At 60.8% G+C, this 17,912-nt stretch carries 16 protein-coding genes; 4 read left to right on the forward strand and 12 right to left on the reverse strand.

The annotated features are described in order from the left end of the window. Positions 1-23: 23 nt before the first annotated feature. The 7 genes from C0Z19_RS11540 to C0Z19_RS11570 form a co-directional block, all read right to left on the reverse strand. Positions 24-743, reverse strand: a complete 720-nt coding sequence (locus C0Z19_RS11540; RefSeq protein ID WP_102609955.1) for a sulfite exporter TauE/SafE family protein — start codon at positions 741-743, stop codon at positions 24-26. A gap of 149 nt (positions 744-892) precedes the next feature. Then, on the reverse strand, positions 893-1,675 hold the full coding sequence (locus C0Z19_RS11545; RefSeq protein ID WP_102609956.1) for an ABC transporter ATP-binding protein: 783 nt from the start codon (positions 1,673-1,675) through the stop codon (positions 893-895). Between the two features lie 36 nt (positions 1,676-1,711). Next, the gene (locus C0Z19_RS11550) at positions 1,712-2,533 is read right to left on the reverse strand and encodes an ABC transporter permease (protein WP_158242969.1); all 822 of its coding nucleotides are present in this window, start codon (positions 2,531-2,533) and stop codon (positions 1,712-1,714) included. A 73-nt stretch (positions 2,534-2,606) separates the two neighbouring features. Further along, complete coding sequence (locus C0Z19_RS11555; protein WP_102609958.1) at positions 2,607-3,902, reverse strand: ABC transporter substrate-binding protein; 1,296 nt, start codon at positions 3,900-3,902, stop codon at positions 2,607-2,609. Between the two features lie 89 nt (positions 3,903-3,991). After that, a complete protein-coding gene (locus C0Z19_RS11560; RefSeq protein ID WP_102609959.1) occupies positions 3,992-5,470 on the reverse strand; it encodes a pyruvate carboxylase subunit B in 1,479 nt (492 codons plus the stop codon). Beyond that, the gene (gene accC, locus C0Z19_RS11565) at positions 5,467-6,834 is read right to left on the reverse strand and encodes an acetyl-CoA carboxylase biotin carboxylase subunit (protein ID WP_102609960.1); all 1,368 of its coding nucleotides are present in this window, start codon (positions 6,832-6,834) and stop codon (positions 5,467-5,469) included. The genes C0Z19_RS11560 and accC overlap by 4 nt, the downstream gene beginning before the upstream one ends. A gap of 54 nt (positions 6,835-6,888) precedes the next feature. After that, entirely contained in the window at positions 6,889-7,494 is a 606-nt protein-coding gene (locus tag C0Z19_RS11570; RefSeq protein ID WP_146012042.1) for a biotin/lipoyl-containing protein, read from the reverse strand. Positions 7,495-7,676: 182 nt separating this feature from the next. Between C0Z19_RS11570 and C0Z19_RS11575 the strand changes: the two genes are divergently transcribed. Next, positions 7,677-8,510, forward strand: coding sequence for a 3-oxoadipate:acetyl-CoA acetyltransferase (locus tag C0Z19_RS11575; protein ID WP_102609962.1), 834 nt, complete (start codon positions 7,677-7,679; stop codon positions 8,508-8,510). Positions 8,511-8,777: 267 nt separating this feature from the next. Next, positions 8,778-9,629, forward strand: a complete 852-nt coding sequence (locus C0Z19_RS11580; protein ID WP_102609963.1) for an IclR family transcriptional regulator — start codon at positions 8,778-8,780, stop codon at positions 9,627-9,629. Between the two features lie 276 nt (positions 9,630-9,905). Here the strand turns inward: C0Z19_RS11580 and C0Z19_RS11590 are convergent, their stop codons facing one another. After that, entirely contained in the window at positions 9,906-10,598 is a 693-nt protein-coding gene (locus tag C0Z19_RS11590) for a TetR/AcrR family transcriptional regulator (RefSeq protein ID WP_102609964.1), read from the reverse strand. A 189-nt stretch (positions 10,599-10,787) separates the two neighbouring features. On the opposite strand from C0Z19_RS11590, the gene C0Z19_RS11595 reads away from it, so the two are divergent. Both C0Z19_RS11595 and C0Z19_RS11605 read left to right on the forward strand, forming a co-directional pair. Then, positions 10,788-11,576 carry an SDR family NAD(P)-dependent oxidoreductase gene (locus tag C0Z19_RS11595; protein WP_102609965.1) on the forward strand — a complete coding sequence of 263 codons (789 nt, stop codon included), beginning with the start codon at positions 10,788-10,790 and terminating at the stop codon, positions 11,574-11,576. Between the two features lie 425 nt (positions 11,577-12,001). Beyond that, complete coding sequence (locus C0Z19_RS11605) at positions 12,002-13,003, forward strand: NADP-dependent oxidoreductase (protein WP_102610088.1); 1,002 nt, start codon at positions 12,002-12,004, stop codon at positions 13,001-13,003. A 1-nt stretch (position 13,004) separates the two neighbouring features. Here C0Z19_RS11605 and C0Z19_RS11610 read toward each other — a convergent pair whose 3' ends face one another. From C0Z19_RS11610 to C0Z19_RS11625, 4 genes are all read right to left on the reverse strand, one after another. Continuing rightward, complete coding sequence (locus tag C0Z19_RS11610) at positions 13,005-13,901, reverse strand: amidohydrolase family protein (protein ID WP_102609966.1); 897 nt, start codon at positions 13,899-13,901, stop codon at positions 13,005-13,007. 80 nt (positions 13,902-13,981) lie between these two features. Further along, positions 13,982-14,998, reverse strand: a complete 1,017-nt coding sequence (locus tag C0Z19_RS11615) for a substrate-binding domain-containing protein (protein ID WP_233196099.1) — start codon at positions 14,996-14,998, stop codon at positions 13,982-13,984. Positions 14,999-15,028: 30 nt separating this feature from the next. Next, positions 15,029-16,024 (reverse strand): ABC transporter permease, encoded by a 996-nt coding sequence (locus C0Z19_RS11620; protein WP_102609967.1) that lies wholly within the window; start codon positions 16,022-16,024, stop codon positions 15,029-15,031. A gap of 51 nt (positions 16,025-16,075) precedes the next feature. Further along, entirely contained in the window at positions 16,076-17,557 is a 1,482-nt protein-coding gene (locus C0Z19_RS11625) for an ATP-binding cassette domain-containing protein (protein WP_233196100.1), read from the reverse strand. Positions 17,558-17,912 lie beyond the last annotated feature (355 nt).

Consider the following 17,912-nt stretch of genomic DNA (forward strand, 5'->3'; position numbering starts at 1 on the left):
GATTGATGGTGCGCATTGCATCGTCACTTGAGGAGCGCAACAGCGGACACGCTCATCAGCAAGACCAGCGCGACTTGCCGCAAAGCGCGCTCGCTCGCGTGGACGAACAGATGCGTGCCGATCACTATTCCGCCGTAAAAGCACGGCGCCATCACCAGGGGCGACAACGGACCCTCGAGATACAACGCGCCTTGCATCCACAGGATCGCAAGAGCAGCGAGTGAAATCGCCGCGACGCATAGCGTCAGATTCGCACGTGTCACTGCGATCGGATCTGGTCCCGAGAGCAGATACAGGATCACGGGTGGCGCGCCGATACCAGTGGCCCCGAGCATTACGCCACACACGCCGCCGAGCCCCGCGGATAACGCCACCGGCCGAGGCCCGCGATAGCGCACGCCGCTGAACAGCACCGCGGAGAACAGGAGCACCATGATCGCGATACCGCGCCGCAACACATGGGGCTCGGCATGCGTGAGCACGTAGGCGCCTAATGGCAATGTCACGAACGATGCGAGGCAAATCGGCGCGATGGTGCGATAGTGAGCGAGGCCGGCCGCTTTCGCCAGCATCGGCGCTGCGGCGAATGCCTCGACCAGCAGCACGGGCGGCACGACCCGCCTGGGGTCGAACAGCATGCTCAGCAGCGGCGTCATGATCAACGATCCGCCAAAGCCGGTCATGCCGCGAATCACGCCGCCCGCAATCGAGACAAGCATCGTGATGACAAGCAGGTGCGTCATCGCTCAGTTCACCACAAACCTGCCATCCGCGGCGATCGATTGCCCCGGCTTGGCGATGTGCGTGACGACGTCTCGCGCCGCACCTGCCAACACGGCCACTTTCCCTGTCAGACCCGTATCCATCGACATGCTCCGCGTGCATCCCGCATTTAGTGTTCAACCTCGAACTCGTCATGAATGAGATCACGCAGATGCATCTTCAACTCGATGAATCTCGGGTCCGCTTCGTTTCGCGGCCGTGGCAGATCCACTTCGATATTGGCCTTCACTCTTCCCGGGCGGCGGGTCAGCACGATGATCCGATCCGACAGAATGATCGCCTCCTCGATGCTGTGGGTGACCAGGACCATCGTCTTTCTGTTTTGTGCATCGCTTGTCGCGAGCAGTCGGCCCAGTTCCTCCTGCATGGAGGCACGATTCTGAGCGTCCAGCGCCGCAAAAGGCTCGTCCATCAGCAGTACGTTCGGATCGACGGCAAGGGCGCGCGCGATCGAAACGCGTTGCTTCATTCCGCCGGAGAGCTGATGCGGATAGCGCTTGGCGAAGCCGCTCAGCCCCACCAACTCGAACTGACGGCGTATGATCTCGGGCCGCTCACTGACCGGCACTTTTTTCATCTCGAGGCCGAATGCGATGTTCTGTTCCACCGTCATCCATGGAAACAGCGCGTAATCCTGAAAGATGATGGTCCGCTCCCAAGTCGGCTTTCCGACCTTCCGTCCATCGACCGCGACCTCGCCGCGCGTCGGCGTTTCAAAGCCGGCCAGCATGTTCAACAGCGTGGTCTTGCCGCAGCCGCTGTGCCCAAGAATGGAACAGAACTCATGGTTGCGGACCTCGAAGCTGACGTTGTCCAGCGCGAGCACGGGCTCATCGCGCGCGTCGTGGCCCGGGTACACCTTGCTAACGTTGGTGATTCTGACTTCGCTCATGCTTGTCTCCACGTCTCCATCGGGACCTCGCGAAATTCATCGGCCGGCGCGCGACCACGGCAACAACTTGCGCATCGACAGTCGTATCGTGGTATCGATAAGGAGACCGACCAACCCGATCGTTGCCATGCCGACCAGGATGTAATCGGTCCTGAGCACGGTGCGCGCATCGTTGATCATGAAACCGAGGCCGGAGGTCGCTCCCACCAGTTCGGCTGCGACGAGCGCCATCCAGCCGACACCCAGGCCAATGCGCACGCCCGTCATGATCTGCGGCAGCGCCGCTCGGAGCACCACGCGCCACAAGATCTTCCATTCGGGTGCGCCCAGACACCGTGCGGCGCGGACCAGATTGGGCTCGATCCCTTTGACGCCAGTGATCGTGTTCAACAGGATCGGGAAGAAGATGCCGAGGAAGATGATGAACTCGTTCTGCGTGTTGCCGATGCCGAACCACAAAATAGACAGTGGAATCCAGGCAAGCGGTGGCACCGGACGCAGAATCTCGAGCACAGGATCGAGTTGTTCTTCCACAAGAGCCCACCAACTCATTGCAATGCCGATCGGAATCGCAATGCTCGCCCACACGAATGCCACCAGTTCGCGTTCGACGCTGTCCCGCAGGTTGCGCATGAGTTCACCCGAGCTGATCAGCTCCCGCGCCGCCGAGAACATCGCGGACGGAGGTGGCAGCAGCGTTCGTGTGACGTCGCCCAGGACGTAGGTGCTCACGTACTGCCACAGGGCCAGCAGAACAACGAGAAGCGTGAGTCGCCTGAGTCTCCTCGCAATACGCGGCAGCACAGGAGGAGGCTTGCGAACTTCGATCTCCCCTGGCTTGGTTGTCGTCGATGTCATCTCCATGTCTCCACCCTGTTGGACATCCTTAATGCTTTGCCGCAGATTTCACGGCACGGGACGCGCAGGGACATCATGGCGCGTACGTCTTTCCGCCAAACGTCCACGGCTTGGTCAGGTCGCCGCTCTCGGGAAACGGCTGCGGCTGCTTCAGGTCCTGCTCTGTCAGGTACTGCGGGTACGGCGCCTTATCGGGCTTGCCTGACCAGTTGGCCGGAATGAACGGCGGCTGCTTCGGAACGGCCCAGCCGAGCTTCTGGAAGGTCTTCGTCATGAAGCTCGGGTCCACCGCCGAGGCGAAGTCGTTCGCGCTCAGCTGTCTTTCGATTCGCTTGTGGTCGTACAGCCACTTGAAAATCTGTTGGTTCGCGGCGCCCCAGAACTGCGCGTGGGGGTAGATGTACGTCGGCTTGTAGAGGTTGTTGTAGGCGTTGACCTGCTGCAGCAACAGGCCCTTCGAATAATTCTTCAGGTTCGGATCCTCCGACATCAATTGCGCGGCCTTCTCAGGGTACCGGCGGATCCATAACGTCGCCTCCGCGAATGCATCGGACAGCGCCTGAACGACATCGGGCGCATGTTGAACGAGTTCCGCGCGGACATAGAACTGGCCTTCGTACATGTTGTACGGGAAGATCGAATCCACGATCCGGCCGCTCTTTCGCTCATCCACGATCATGCTCGCGGTCGGGTCCCAGGCTGCCACCGCGTCCAGCCCCTTCGGCATGCTCATCTGGTCGCCTGGCGACATGTTTTTGAGGATGATGTCCTTGCCGATTTGGACGTTGTTCATCGCGGCCGCCATCTGTATGTAGAACTCGGCGGACGAGCCCGTCACGAGTCCGATTGCCGCCGGCGGATTGCTGCCCTTGAAATCCTTCATGCTCTTGATGTGCGAGTCTGAAGGCACGATCAGCGCGTGCAGCAGGTTCGGGCTCTCGATTGCGATCGCCTTCACCGGCACGCGTTTGTCCAGCAGCGAAGTGAACGGGAAGTTGCCGCCGCTCGCTGCCTGGAAACGGCCGGACACGATCACCTCGTTGATCGCAGGGCCGGACGCGAATGCCTGGAATTTCGTTTCCAGCCCGCGCGCCTTGAGCAGCCCCTGACGATCCATCACGATGTTGACGGTGTTCTGCCCGGACCAAGGCGCCTGAAAAGCGACCTTGAGCGGCCACCACCCCTGACTCTTGAGCCACTTTACGGAGTTGGGCGAGATTTGCTCATAAGGCAGCGGCCAGCCCCAATCGGAAAATTTGGTCTGGGCCTGCGCGAAACAGACAGACGGAGCAGCCACCACCGCCAGCCACCCGATGATCCACCATAGCCACGAAAAACGTGCTCGAACCGGAATCCGTACGTGCTCCATCACTGCCTCCTTGGTTGACAACCCCGCCGATGTGTCTGGCGACGCGCGTCGCGTGTATGTCCCAGCTTGTCTTGTCGTTGCACGGCCCCTCACGTCGATACCGTCAACTCGGCCCCCGCAAAGCGAATGCGCGCATAGTCCATATCCTTGCGGGCGCCCAGATAGCGGATCAGCTCGTGGAGTGGCGACGCCTTGTAGGCGTATTTCGGTGCGGGTTTGCTCAATGGCTGCAATAGCGCCTTGTCATAGAAGGCGTTAAGGAGGACATCTTCGTCGCTCGCCGATGCGCCGAGCTCCGCGCGCAACCGGGGCACCCATGCATCGACATGATCGCCGGGCCGCTGGGTCGTCATGTCCGACGGCTTGATGTTGGCGCGCTCGAGAAACGCAGCCGATGGTTCCGCGGCCAGCCTGCCGTAGTAGCCCATTGCGTACTTGCGCACTTCATCCGGGATCGTTTTGTACCGTTCGCCCTGCACCACGTTCAGCACCGCTTGCGTGATGATGTATTGGGCAAAAGGACTCACGAGAATCGGATAACCGAGATCCTGGCGCACCTGCGAGGCCTCTTCCAGAATTTCGGGCAAGCGCGCCTCCATGCCCATGGTCTGCAGTTGCGACTTCAGGTTCGAAATCATGCCTCCTGGCACCTGGTGCTCATACAAGGCCGGGTCATAAGCGGCGACCTTGCCTCGCGGCTTTCCTTCGCGCTCGGCAAGCCAGTTGAAGTAATCCGACATTTCCTGCAACGCGGTCTGGTCGATGCCGGTATCGACGCCGATCAAGCGCGCCCGCGCATCGATCTCTTCGGCCGCCGGCAGGGATGCACCGTTGGCGAGCGGCTCGACCGCGGTGTCGCCGTAGCGAAAGCCGCTTTGCATGGCGATCTGATAGACCTCCGGGGACAAGCCGGACTGGCAATGCGAATGCAATCGGAGCGGAATGTCGCCGACTGTCGCGGCCACCGCGGGAAACAGCGTCCTGGCCCGCTCGGGGGTGAGGAGTCCCGTTGGGTCCTTGATCGAGATAAAGTCGGCGTTGAGCGCGACGAGTTCTTTCGCGCGCGCCATGTAGTACTCGTCCGTATGCACCGGGCTCAGCGTGTAGGTCATCATTGCATTGACCTGCATGCCCGCGTCGTGCGCGGATATCACCGAGCATTCGATGTTGCGGTTGTCGTTGAGTGCGTCGTAGACCGTCAGCACCTTCAGCCCACGCTGCGCGAGCACTTGCGAATTCAGCACGACGATGTCGTCAGGAAAGAGTTCGAACGTGTACAGGCTCTGCCCGCGAGTCAGTCCATCGCACGGCGTCGACAAGCGACTGCACAGCAATCCGACGCGTTCGAATGGGTTTTCCTGCAAGTAGCGCACGCAGACATCGAACACGGCACCGCCGAGAATGTTGACATAGGCATATCCGACGCGATCCAAGGTTGCGAGGATCGGCGTCATCATCGCCGTCGTCATGCGCGTCGACCACAGACACTGATGGCCGTCGCGCAAGGTGACGTCGACCAGACCGAACGCGGCGCCGCCAGACGACTGAACTCCTGTTGCCTGCATCATTTTGCCTCCAGTAAAACATCTTCGACGAATTTGGTATGCACGTCGCCGCGCCGGAATTGCGCGTTGCGCAGCAAGGCCAGGTGGAACGGCAGCGTGGTCTTCACGCCATCAATGCGCATTTCTGAAATGGCGCGATGCATCCGCGCCAGCGCCTCTTCCCGGTTGTGCCCCCAGGCGATGACTTTCGCGAGCAGGGAGTCGTAATACGGTGGGATCCGATAGCCGGTGTACACGTGTGAATCGATGCGGATTCCGGGTCCCCCCGGCGCATGAAAATTCTGGATCGTCCCGGGGCACGGGGCAAAGCCGTTGTCGGGATCTTCAGCGTTGATGCGGCACTCGATGGCATGCCCCGACAGATGAATATCCGACTGCGCGAGCGTAAGCGGCGTGCCCTGCGCGATGCGGATTTGCTCCTTGACGATGTCGATGCCGGTGACGAGTTCGCTGACCGGATGCTCGACCTGCACGCGCGTATTCATTTCCATGAAGTAAAAGCGTCCCGTGCTGCCATCGAGAATGCATTCGATGGTTCCGGCGCTCTTGTATCCCACGTGCTTGCACAGCCGCACTGCCGCTTCACCAATCTGCGTACGCACGGTGTCGTCCAGCACGGCAGACGGACTTTCCTCGAGCAATTTCTGATTGCGCCGCTGAATCGAGCAATCGCGCTCGCCCAGATGAAGGACGTTCTCTCCATCCGATAACACCTGGATCTCGATGTGCCGTATGGCCCTGAGGTATTTCTCGATGTAGATGGAATCGTCGTTGAACGCCGCCTTTGCCTCGCGCGCAGCATCCGTGTATTGCGTCGCGATGTCGTTCTCGGACCACACGATTCGCATGCCTCGCCCGCCACCGCCCGCGGCTGCCTTGAGGATCACCGGATAGCCCAGTTCCGCCGCCACTGCCCTCGCTTGAGCGACGCCATCGAGCTTCCCGGCCGATCCCGGCGTGGTGGGCACCCCCGCCTCCTCGGCCATACGCCGGGCCATGGCCTTGTCGCCCATCAACGAGATGACGCGGGCGGACGGTCCGATAAAGGTCACACCTTCTCGCTCACACAGCCCGGCGAAGTGTGCGTTCTCGGACAGAAACCCATACCCGGGATGAATCGCATCGGCCTGATGGATCAGTGCAGCCGAGACGATGAATTCGGCGTTGAGATAGCTTTGGCTGGATCGTGGCGGCCCGATGCACACGGCCCGGTCCGCAAGCCGCACGGCGAGAGAATCGCGATCGGCGTCCGAATAGACCTGCACGGTCTCTACTCCGAGTTCGCGGCACGCACGGATGATGCGCACGGCGATCTCCCCGCGATTTGCCACCAGGATGCGTTTGAAAGGTTGAGCTGTCGTCGTCACGCTTCTATCCGGTTTGGCGGTAAAGATGCAATCAACTTATCGGACCGGTTGGCGCTACGCCGGGTCTAAGACCATCAACACTTGTCCGTACTCCACAGGATCTCCGTCGTCGACGAGGATGTGCGTGACGGTGCCCTTCTGACCCGCAGGGATCGAATTCATCAGCTTCATCACTTCGATGATGCACACGGTCGTGTCGGCATCGACCACCTGTCCGTGTTCAACAAAGGGGTGCCCGCCCGGTTCCGCTGCGCGGTAGAACGAGCCGACCATGGGCGACTTGATCAAGACCGCACCCGGCGGATACGCGAGCGGGGCGGCATGAGCGCCGGCCGCCGGCGCGCTTGCCGCAGGCACAGCCGATTCCACGACGATTTCGCCACCGCCCACGTGTCCGTGACGCTGGTGCGGCACGTCATCGCGCTTGACCGTCTCAACCGAAGCCGCCGGCGGTGCCGGGGGAGGCGTCATCGGTAGTCGCGGCTGCGCCGACGGAGACGGCGTCCGGGGCGCCGCTGCGTCCGCGTCGTCCCCGGCGTGTCGTGTGAGGTCGACCTCGAGATCGCCCATCTTCAGATGAAACTCCCTGAAGTCGGAGGACGACTTGATCAGTTCGACGAGTTCCAGCAGATCTCGATATGTCATGCGTTCGTTGCTCACGGAGTCCTTCTCCTGGGTTGAGTTCTGCTCGCACGCCTCGGCGTCGTTCGACCGAGTCCGCCCGCCTGCATTTCATCCAATGAAATCATTTGTTCCTGTTGATGAAATCATTGCATATGAAACCGGCGAGAGCAATAATGAAATGCACGATTTCACTGAACGAGAAGCTAAGGAGATTCCCTATGTCGAAGCCGGTCATCATCACGGTCGCCATTACCGGAGCGCTGCCGCGCAAGAAGGACAATCCGGCCGTGCCCATCACACCGTCTGAGCAGATCGAATCCACACACGAGGCCTTTGAGGCAGGCGCCTCGATCGTGCATGTCCACGTGCGTAATCCGGACGAATCGCCCGGCTCCGATCCGCAGCTTTATGGGCAGGTGCAAGAAGGCATTCGCAAGCACTGCCCGGGCATGATCGTGCAGTTCTCTACAGGCGGCCGCGGTCGTGACCCGGTCGCCCGTGGCGCGATGTTGTATCTGAGACCGGACATGGCTTCGCTGGCGACGGGTTCGGTCAACTTCCCCACGGGCATCTATGAGAATCCGCCCGACTTCGTCGAGGGGCTGGCCAGGACAATGCTCGAGAACGACATCAAACCTGAAATCGAGGTGTTCGACCTTGCGATGCTGTATAGCGCCGCCAAGCTGGTCAAATTGGGACTGCTCAGCGCACGCCCCCACATACAGTTCGTCATGGGGGTGCCGAACGCCATGCCTGCACGGCGCTCCATCTTCGATTTCCTGCGTGCTGAACTCAGCGACATCCTGCCGGAGGCGACCTGGGTCGCTGCGGGGATAGGGCGGCACCAGTGGGAGGTGAACCAGTGGTGCCTGGCCGAGGGCGGTCATTGCAGAACCGGCCTGGAAGACAATCTTCGCTTCGATGAAACGCGCCTTGCCACAAGCAACGCGGATCTGGTCAAAAAGATCGTCGACTCGTGCCCGCTGTTTGACAGAAGACCTGCGACGCCGACCGAAGCGCGAGCGATGCTCGGCCTGCGCGCGGCTGCCTGATTTCGCGAGGACCGCAAACCATCACCCGGATATCTGACCGGACTTTTGCAGCAAGGTTTTACGACCCGCTACTCTCAGGATCGTTTGGATACGCTCGCTCGCGTGCGGGCGGCGCAGTGATGGTCTGCTGCTGCGGCATCGTCGGCGACCATACTGGCGAGTTGACAAAGGAGGCCGGCTCCGCGCCGGTGACGGCGTCTGCCACAGGGAGCACAACAGACCATGCGATACAATAGTGACCCTCCACGAATCTCCCCGCCCGTAGCCATGGCGACCAAGGAAGAAAATAAGCCGGAGTCCACGGCCTTACGAGCGTTCTCGGTGCTCGAATATGTAATCAAAGCGGGGGTTCCCGTATCTCTGGACGATGCGACGCAGGCAAGCAATCTGCCCAAGCCCACCGTTTTCCGGATACTTGCGATGCTTCACGAGGCGGACTTGCTGCAGCGCGAACCTCTGAGCAAGCGCTACATCGTCGGTCCTCGCATGTCGCAACTCGCACTCGACGTGATGCAGCACTCCACGCTTCGCGCTCAATGTCACGGCGTGCTGCAAGAACTGGTCGACGAGATTGGTGAAAGCTGTAACCTGACCATGCTCGATGGCAACGAGGTGCTTTATATCGACCGCGTTGAAACGCCGTTGCCATTGCGCCTTCATCTCGAACCTGGCACACGCGTTCCGTTGCACTGCACGGCCAGCGGCAAAATCTTTCTCAGTGAGATGTCCGACAAGCAGGTTCATCGACTCCTCGGCAAAGAGCCGCTCAAGCGCTATACCGATAAAACCATTACCGATCCGGCAGTGCTCAGCGAAGAGATCAGGCGAACCAAGGAAACAGGCATCGGTACGCACGACAGCGAGTTGTTCGATGCATCCGTGGCGGTGGCAGTGCCGGTCGCCGACCCACACGGTCGCGTATATGCGGCCTTGGCGGCACATGCTCCGTCCTCGCGCATGAGCATCGAGTCTGCGATGAAACATGTGCCCGCCCTTCAGCAGGCAGCGCAAGCCATCGCATCGATTCTCACACCTTCGCCTGTGCGTCACGCAAAGGCTCGTGAAACGCGCAAGGACGTGAATACACGGAGTCGGCCAAGCGATTCGTCGGGCGGGTAAGCTTCCGCTTGCAATCTGCCCCCCGCCTACGGCGACGTCGCACAATGGCGCCGAACAGGCTAATCGTTAAATGGGGTGGATTGCGCCTGAGCGGCCGGGCAGCACGATACGAAAAATGCTGCCCGTTTGCACCAAACCTTTCCCACGCATAGCCAACGCGACCGCAGTTCCCAGCGTAGGCCCGATGCAAGGGCTCCATACCCCGCCCAACGTCAAGCCGATTAAATTGTTGCGCGACGCCACGAAGCCTGTCGTTTCCGTGTAGGCCGTGCCCATCTATTTGGTCTTTCGCACTGTCTTGGCGGTCACCTTGCCGCTCTCCGCGCGAGTGTTCCCGGATCCGGCAGGTCGCTGTACGCCGGAAGTACGACGATCTTGCGAAGACGTGTTTGCCATCGCTGAAGCGCTCAGTGAAGCGAGGATTGCATCGCGACACACCGCGAGGAATTCGTCGGCGAGCGGCGAGTCGTCCGGACAGGCTCGCGACATGACCAAGGCGCCCACCGCGTGCGCCAGTGTATCGAGGTACCGGGCACGCGTCTGAGCCGCATTCGTACCGACCGACCCGGTGTCTTCGGGGCCGAGCGCAGCCAGCAGGTTCTCGATGCCCGCCGCAAACGTGGCCCTGACTGCCGCCGGCTGACGCGCGGCATCCCCGCTCAGTGCGGCCATCGTGCAGCCGGTCGCTCGATTGTCCCGGTGCTCGCGAGAAAGGTAATAGCGCACGAACTCCGGCGGGTTGACACCCGCGGTCTGCGCCGCGGTCTGCGCTATGCCGCAGGCCGTCGATTCCGCCATCAGATCGGCCTTTGATCCGAACTGCTTGTAGAAGCCGCCATGCGTGAAGCCCGCGGCAGCCATCAGATCGGCCACGCCAACCCCATCGTAGCCGCGCTCCCGAAACAGCTTCGACGCCGTCTCGACAACGTGCTCCCGGTTCGCCTGCGCCTGCGCCTTGGTGACCTTCATTTCCTAACCACGATGGTTCATGTGTTCGACGGCTCGATTATACATTGATGTCGGTCATCATCAAAACCTTGACAGATTAGATTATAGTCATCATCATTAACACCATCCCAACCACCAAGTAGCTGACGCCGCTTGAGGCGCGCGCTGCTTGCGCCTGCGTCCAAACCGCTTTTGCAAAGGAAACTACTCATGACCACGCTTCCGACTGTTCTCGTCACCGGCGCATCCTCCGGCATCGGTGCCACCTACGCTGAGCGCTTCGCCGGCCGCGGCCACGACCTCGTACTGGTTGCGCGCGACAAGGCACGCCTCGATACGCTGGCCACACGCCTGCGTGAAGAGCATGGCGTGGCCGTCGAAGTGCTGCAGGCCGACCTCACCCACCCCGCCGGCCTGGCAGCGGTTGAGACTCGTCTGCGCGAGGATGCCCGCATAGGCGTCCTGATCAACAACGCCGGGATGGCTCAGTCTGGCGGCTTCGTAGGGCAAACCGCTCAAAGCATCGAACGCCTGATTACGCTCAACACCACGGCGCTAACGCGGCTCGCAGCCGCGGTCGCTCCGCGCTTCGTGCAGTCGGGTAGCGGCGCGATCGTCAACATCGGCTCGGTTGTGGGTTTCGCGCCCGAGTTCGGCATGTCGATTTACGGCGCCACGAAGGCCTTTGTGCTGTTCCTCTCGCAGGGATTGAACCTCGAGTTGTCGCCCAGCGGCGTCTACGTGCAGGCGGTACTTCCGGCGGCGACGCGCACGGAGATCTGGGGGCGGGCCGGCATCGACGTCAACACGCTTACCGAAGTGATGGAGGTCGATGAACTCGTCGATGCCGCGCTGGTCGGCTTCGATCAGCGCGAACTGGTCACCATCCCGCCGCTGCACGTGGCCGGACGCTGGGACGCATTGGATGGCGCGCGTCAAGGGCTCTTGTCCGACATTCGGCAAGCGCACGCGGCCGATCGCTATCTCTCACAAGCCTGACCAGCACCGCTTCTCGGCCCGTTGCTTCGGAAAACCCGCCTGACATGGCCAAAATATTTCCGAATAGTCAGCTCATCATTTATCCCGATGCGGGGCATGGTGGCATTTTTCAATTTCACAGTGAGTTCGTGACCAGCGCACTTGCGTTCCTTGGCCGCTCTACACCATAGGGAGAACGAGTTGGGTACATACACAGCGACCAACATTGGAATGCGCGCGCTGGTGGCGACCCAGGTGCTCGGCAAGCCACGGTTGCCGCTGCCGGTGCGGCCGACTTCGTGCTAAACGCGTGGGATTTTTCAGGCGCCAGCACGGAAACAATGGAGCCGATTTCGCCGGCCACCGAAGTACATCGCTACTTGGGCTCGAGCCGGATTCCGCCCGAACCCTGCTCATCATTTGCCCGATATTGGATCTGGAACAACATGAAAGCACTCGTCCTCAAACGCTATGGCAAGTCACCCGATATCGGGTTCGCCGAAGTGCCCCGCCCTACGCTACAGCCCGATGAACTGTTGGTTCAAGTCCATGCCGTGGGCTTGAACCCAGTCGATAACGCGATTCCGTCTGGAACGTTCAAGCCCATCCTCAAGTTCCGATTGCCGGCCACGATGGGGAGCGATATTGCCGGCGTGGTAACCGAAGTGGGCAACCGCGTGACGCGTTTCAAGCCGGGCGATGCAATCTTCGCCAGCGTCTTCGATCTTGGTAGGGGCTCGCTCGCTGAATTCGCAGCGGTGCCGGAGAGTGTTGCCGCGCCGAAGCCCGCCAATCTCGACTTCGTGCAGGCGGCCGCCGTTCCGATGGTCGGACTCACCTCCTGGCAAGCGTTGAAGGAGCGCGCCAATCTTCGGCCGGGGCAGAAGGTGTTTGTCCCTGCGGGGGCTGGCGGTATCGGTACATTTGCAATCCAGCTGGCAAAGCACTTTGGCGCCAAGGTGGGAACGACCACCAGTACGGGCAACGTTGAACGCGTAAGCAGTTTAGGCGCAGACGAGGTGGTCGATTACAAGAAGCAGGAATTCGACAAGACATTGCGCAGCTACGACGTCGTGCTCGGCACTATCAGAGGTGACGCGATTGAAAAATCCATAGGCATCCTTAAATCGGGCGGCAAGATCGTGTCCCTCGTCGGGCCGCTGGATGCCGCGTTCGCGCGAACTCGCAGGCTGAACTTTGTTCTGACGTTCGTATTCTGGCTAATGAGCCACAAGGTCATGCGGCTTGCAAGAAAGCGCAAGGTCACCTACTCGTTTCTCTTCGTACGCCCCGACGGCGGCCAACTTGCTGAAATTGGCGAACTGCTCCGGTCTGGGAGCATTCGCCCCGTGATCGACAAGGTTTTTCCGTTCGAGCAAGCAAAGGCCGCGCTTGAATACCTGGCCCAGGGCCGCGCCAAAGGCAAGGTCGTCGTGAAGATCAACTGACTTACAAACGATAGACACGCTGAGCATTGTCGTGAAATAACGCTTGGCGTTCATGCGGCGCAAAGTCCTTGGTGATGGCCTTGAACGCATTGAATACGTCGTCATAGCTGCTGAAGAGCTTATCGACAGGGAAGTTGCTCGCGAACATGCATCGTTCGGTTCCGAATGCTTCGATTGCATGCAAGACGAACGGGCGGATACGGTCGACCGTCCACTTCCAATCTCCCATGCCAAGCCCCGAAATCTTGCACGATACATTCGGGGCTGAAGCAAGCAGCTTCATGCTCTTTTTCCAGCCTTCGATTTCTTCCGGTGCGCGATCCACCGGCATTCCCGTATGGTTGAGCACGATAGGCGTTTCGGGAAAATCGCGCGCCAGCGCGACAGCTTCTTCCATCTGGGTGTAATAGAGCTGCAAATCGAACGAGAGGCCATAGCGCCCGAGCAGTGCATACCCGCGCCGCCAACGACTGTCACTGATCAGATGGGGGTTGTCGATGAACGTCTTGACGGGGTCGCGATGGAAGTTCAAGCACTGACGGATGCCCCGCACGTTCGGAAATTCACAATGGGCTTCGATCACCGCCTGCGCGCCGTCGGAAGCAAGATCCGCGAAGGCGACGATGCCATGCGGATACCCGTGCTTATCCGCCACTCCCTGCAACCATCTCGTCTCCGCGACGGGATCGTTATGATCGTACTCGACCTGCAGATGGACGGTCTTCACCACGTTTTGATTCTTGATGTCGGCCAGGAAGTCGTCGATAAGATAGTCCTTGCGTATGGCCGAATAGTCGCCAAAAACACGCTTCAGCATCGGACCTTGCAGCCAGGGGTAATGTCCCGTACGCAGATCGTATAGATGGTGGTGCGGGTCGATGATGGGCAGGTCGTCCATGATGTCTCCAAAGCATTCTGAGTTCGTTGCGGCCGAGGCGACGCCCGCCTGAAGCGGGCGCGTCGACGATGGGAAAGCGATCAATAATTGCCGGCCGAAGGCGGATACACACGCTTGAGCTTCGTTTGTGCCTCCGGTTGATCGATCGTGTCGTGCGTCACCAGGGGCTCCTTCAAGGCCAGCTCCTGAGTCGTCGGCTTGTGGCTCAGCGCATTGAATACCTGGGTCGTGGCATCGATCCCCTGACCGACAGCCTCTTGCAGGAAGATGCCTTGGATCGCCCCTTCACGCAGCAGATGAATCGTCGTCGGACTGCCGTCCGCGGTAACGATCGCCACCTTCCCCGTGAGTCCCCTCGTTTGCAGGGCCTTCGCAGCGCCGATCGCGGCTTCGTCGTACATGCCGTAGATCGCTTTGAGGTCAGGATGTGCCGTAAGGACATCGTTGGCTTGCGAGATCGCTTCGTTGACGGTCAAACCGTGCGTTTGCAACACTTGGACAAGATCACAACCATCGGTCTTGAACGACTCCTGCGCGCCTTTCATATACTTCTGCGCATTCTCCCGGTCGAGCGGCAAGGCGAGCATCGCAACCTTGTTCCCGCCGCGAGCCTTCGCGAGTTTGCAAACATATGATCCTTGCGCCTTCCCGGTCTCGTAATTGTTCGCTGTGACGGCGGACGTGAAATCCGTTTGCCCAGCCTGTGGCCCGATTCCGGCGAACGCGATCGGCACTGACTTCTCCTTCAGCACACGCAGGATGGGGGGCGTACTCGTTGAACTGACCGGGCCCATCACGATCGCGCTCACACCGCGCGTCAGCGCCGTATGAACGTTGTCCATCTGCTTGGCGGGCGAGTTCTCCGATGTAAATTCGACATAGTTCATACCGAGTTCCTTCGCGCGCTGCTTGACGCCATAAGCAACCCATTGCCAGTACGAAATATCCAGGGAAGGGGCAATATAAGCCACCGTCTGCTTCGCCTGCGCGAGTGACGCTTGCGATGCGAGTGCTGAACCGATCAGTGCCGCGGCCGTTATCCATCTACGGAACGGCTTCCCAGCAACCCCACCTTCGTTCGTCGTCGTGATGTTCATCTCCGTCTCCTTTAGTCTCGTAGATGCGGCTTAGCGCCGTGCCTTGGTCACGCGGTCGACAAGCACCGCGATCAGAATGACGATTCCGGTCACGGTGCCTTGCCAAAAGCTATTCACACCGATCAGGTTTGCGCCGTTTTGAATGATCGTGATCATCAGCGAACCCAGTAGCGCGCCGACCGCTGAACCCGTTCCGCCAAAGAGGCTCGCCCCGCCGATAACGACGGCGGCAATGGACTGCAACATCAGGCTCGAACCCGCCGTGGCTTCCGCATTGCTGACGTACGACACGCTGACGATTCCAGCGAAAGACGCCAGCAACCCCGATAGCAGGTAGGCCGTAAGGCGTACACGGTTGACGGGGATGCCGATCACCCGCGCAGACGCACTGCTGCTGCCGACGGCATACAGCCAGCGGCCCCCTACGACCTTGCGCAGAGAAAACTCGATCGCGATCAGCAGGAGCGCACACCACAAGACATAGTTGGGCACGCCCGGAAGCAGCGTCCCGGCGTCGAGCAGCCAATAGTTCGGATCCGAGATCGGCAGAGAATTGCCGTTGGTCACGATGAAGGACAGACTTCCGGCAATCGCGTAGGTGCTCAGCGTCACGACGAATGGAGCGAGACCGACGAACGTGACGAGCGCTCCGTTGATCAAGCCAATGAGCGCCCCCACGGCAAGCCCCGCGACGCTGCTTGCGATGGCGCCGTATCCATGTGACATGGCGAGTCCCGTCACCATGCCCGTCAACGAAAAGACAGAACCGACGGATAGATCGATCCCTCCGGTAATGATGACGAGCAACACCCCGAATGACATGATCACGAGCGGAGCCGAAGCCTGCAGCACGTTCGCGATATTGCCGCCGGACAACGCGGCGGGCACCACCATACCGACGCCCAACTCGACGATCACGATCGCAATTGCGATCGCGATTTCCGTCCGGTATGTCGACAACAGGCGGCGCAGTCCGCCGCGGGACTGAGCCCGTTCGCTCGCAAGTGGATGGGTAACCGACTTCATGCTCGTCTCCAGATTGATAGGCTTATTCGCTGCGCATCACGCACCAGGTTTTCACGCTGCCATGCCGGTCGCGTCGGCGAGCTGCGTCTCGGTCACCTGCGCATTGCACAGCACCCGGGTTGGGTGACCGTCGAGATCGAACGCGAGCACGGTGTCGCACAATTCGACGAGTTCGACGTATTCGGTTGACCACCAGATCACCGCCGTTCCTTGCGCAGCCATCTTCCTGATCAATGCGTAGATCTCATGTTTGGTGCGGATGTCGACGCCGCGGGTCGGCTCTTCGAGCACCAACAACCTGGGCTGTAGTGCGAGCCAGCGAGCAACGAGCAGCTTCTGCTGCGTGCCGCCGCTCAATGTGGAAGGCAGGTCCCAAAGCGAAGCCGCCTTGATGTCCAGGGCGTCGACCACCCTCGCCCCCTCCTCTGGCTCTGAACGGCTCACGCAACCGCGGCGCTCGACGATGCGCCTGGCCGCCATCAGGTTGTCGATGATCGGAAGCGCTCCGAGGATCCCCTTGTTCGCGCGGTCGCCGGAGACGAAGCCGACGCCGGCGCGCGCCGCGGCCGCCGAACTGGCGTAGGCCATCGGCGCGCCATTGCGCTCGACCTTCCATGACGATGCATCCGAAAGGCCCGTCAGCGCTTCGATCAACGCCATCGGCCCCGTCGGGGCTCCTGCAAGCCCAACGATCGCCCCGGGTTGGACCGTCAGGTCGATATCGTCGCGCTTGATCCTGATGGTGTCGCCGTCCGCCGCCATGGTGTCGCGACGCCCCTTCACCCGTGGGGAACCCCGGTCCCGGAGAGCCGCGGCTTCTTCGTGCGCGATGCTCTGCCCCATGCACTCGACGATCTCGCCGTCCGTGATCGCGCACAACGCGACACGGTCGATCGCCGTCTTGCCGTCCCGGATGACCGTACAGACGTCCGCGATCTGCCGGATTTCCCGCATCCGGTGTGAAACGAACAGGACGGCAAGGCCAGCGTCGGCCACCAGCCGTCGTATGACAGCGAATAAGCGCCCGGTTTCGGAAGCCGTGAGATTGGCGGTAGGCTCGTCGAGCAGCAGCAACTTCGCTCCCGACCCGAGCGCTCGCGCAATCTCCACGAGTTGTCGCTCGTGCAGTGTCAGATCGCCGACCATGCGGGCAACCGACTCCCGCGCGAAGCGTGGGTCGATGAGCGAAAGGGCTTCGATTGCAATGGCTTCGGATGCACGCTCGCTGTACTTGTGACCCGCTCTGCGCAAACGCGGCAGCGCGATGTTTTCGGCAACAGACAGATGCGGAAGCAGCGCCAACTCCTGATTCACGACCGCAATCTCGCCGGCGTCGACATGTGCTGCCACGGAACCTTCTAGCGTTTGCCCACCGAATTCGAGCACGCCGCCATCGCGGTCGAGCTGCCCAGAGATGATCTTGATCAACGTCGACTTCCCAGCACCGTTACCACCGAGAAACGCGTGCACCTCGCCGCGCGCGAGGGAGAGATCGACACCCTTGAGCACGTTGGTCGGACCGAAACTTTTCACGATCGATCGGGCCGCCAGGAGGTATGGCTGTGAACCCATCTGCATTTCTCCAATGACGAAGGACGATTCGCGCAGACACCCGGCGCGATGGGAAACGAAGCGAAGACCTCGGAGGCCTAGACCGGCGAGCGCGGGGGTACGGCTGAAGGACAGTTGGCGAAAGCCCCGCGCTGGCGTGCCCGCCAACATTTTTCTGCCGCGAAGGTTCGCGTTGCCGACCCGAAGTGGGGATAATGCATTGGCGTCTCCTGCGCGGTTGTGCATCGCGTCATGTGTGTATGAGGCCGAGAACCGAAAGCGTCTCCCGCCTACGCACGGCCCATTTCCGCCATCGAGCGAGCGTGTCCGTGTGCTT

It is taken from the genome of Trinickia soli (assembly GCF_002879855.1).
GTDB lineage: Bacteria > Pseudomonadota > Gammaproteobacteria > Burkholderiales > Burkholderiaceae > Trinickia > Trinickia soli.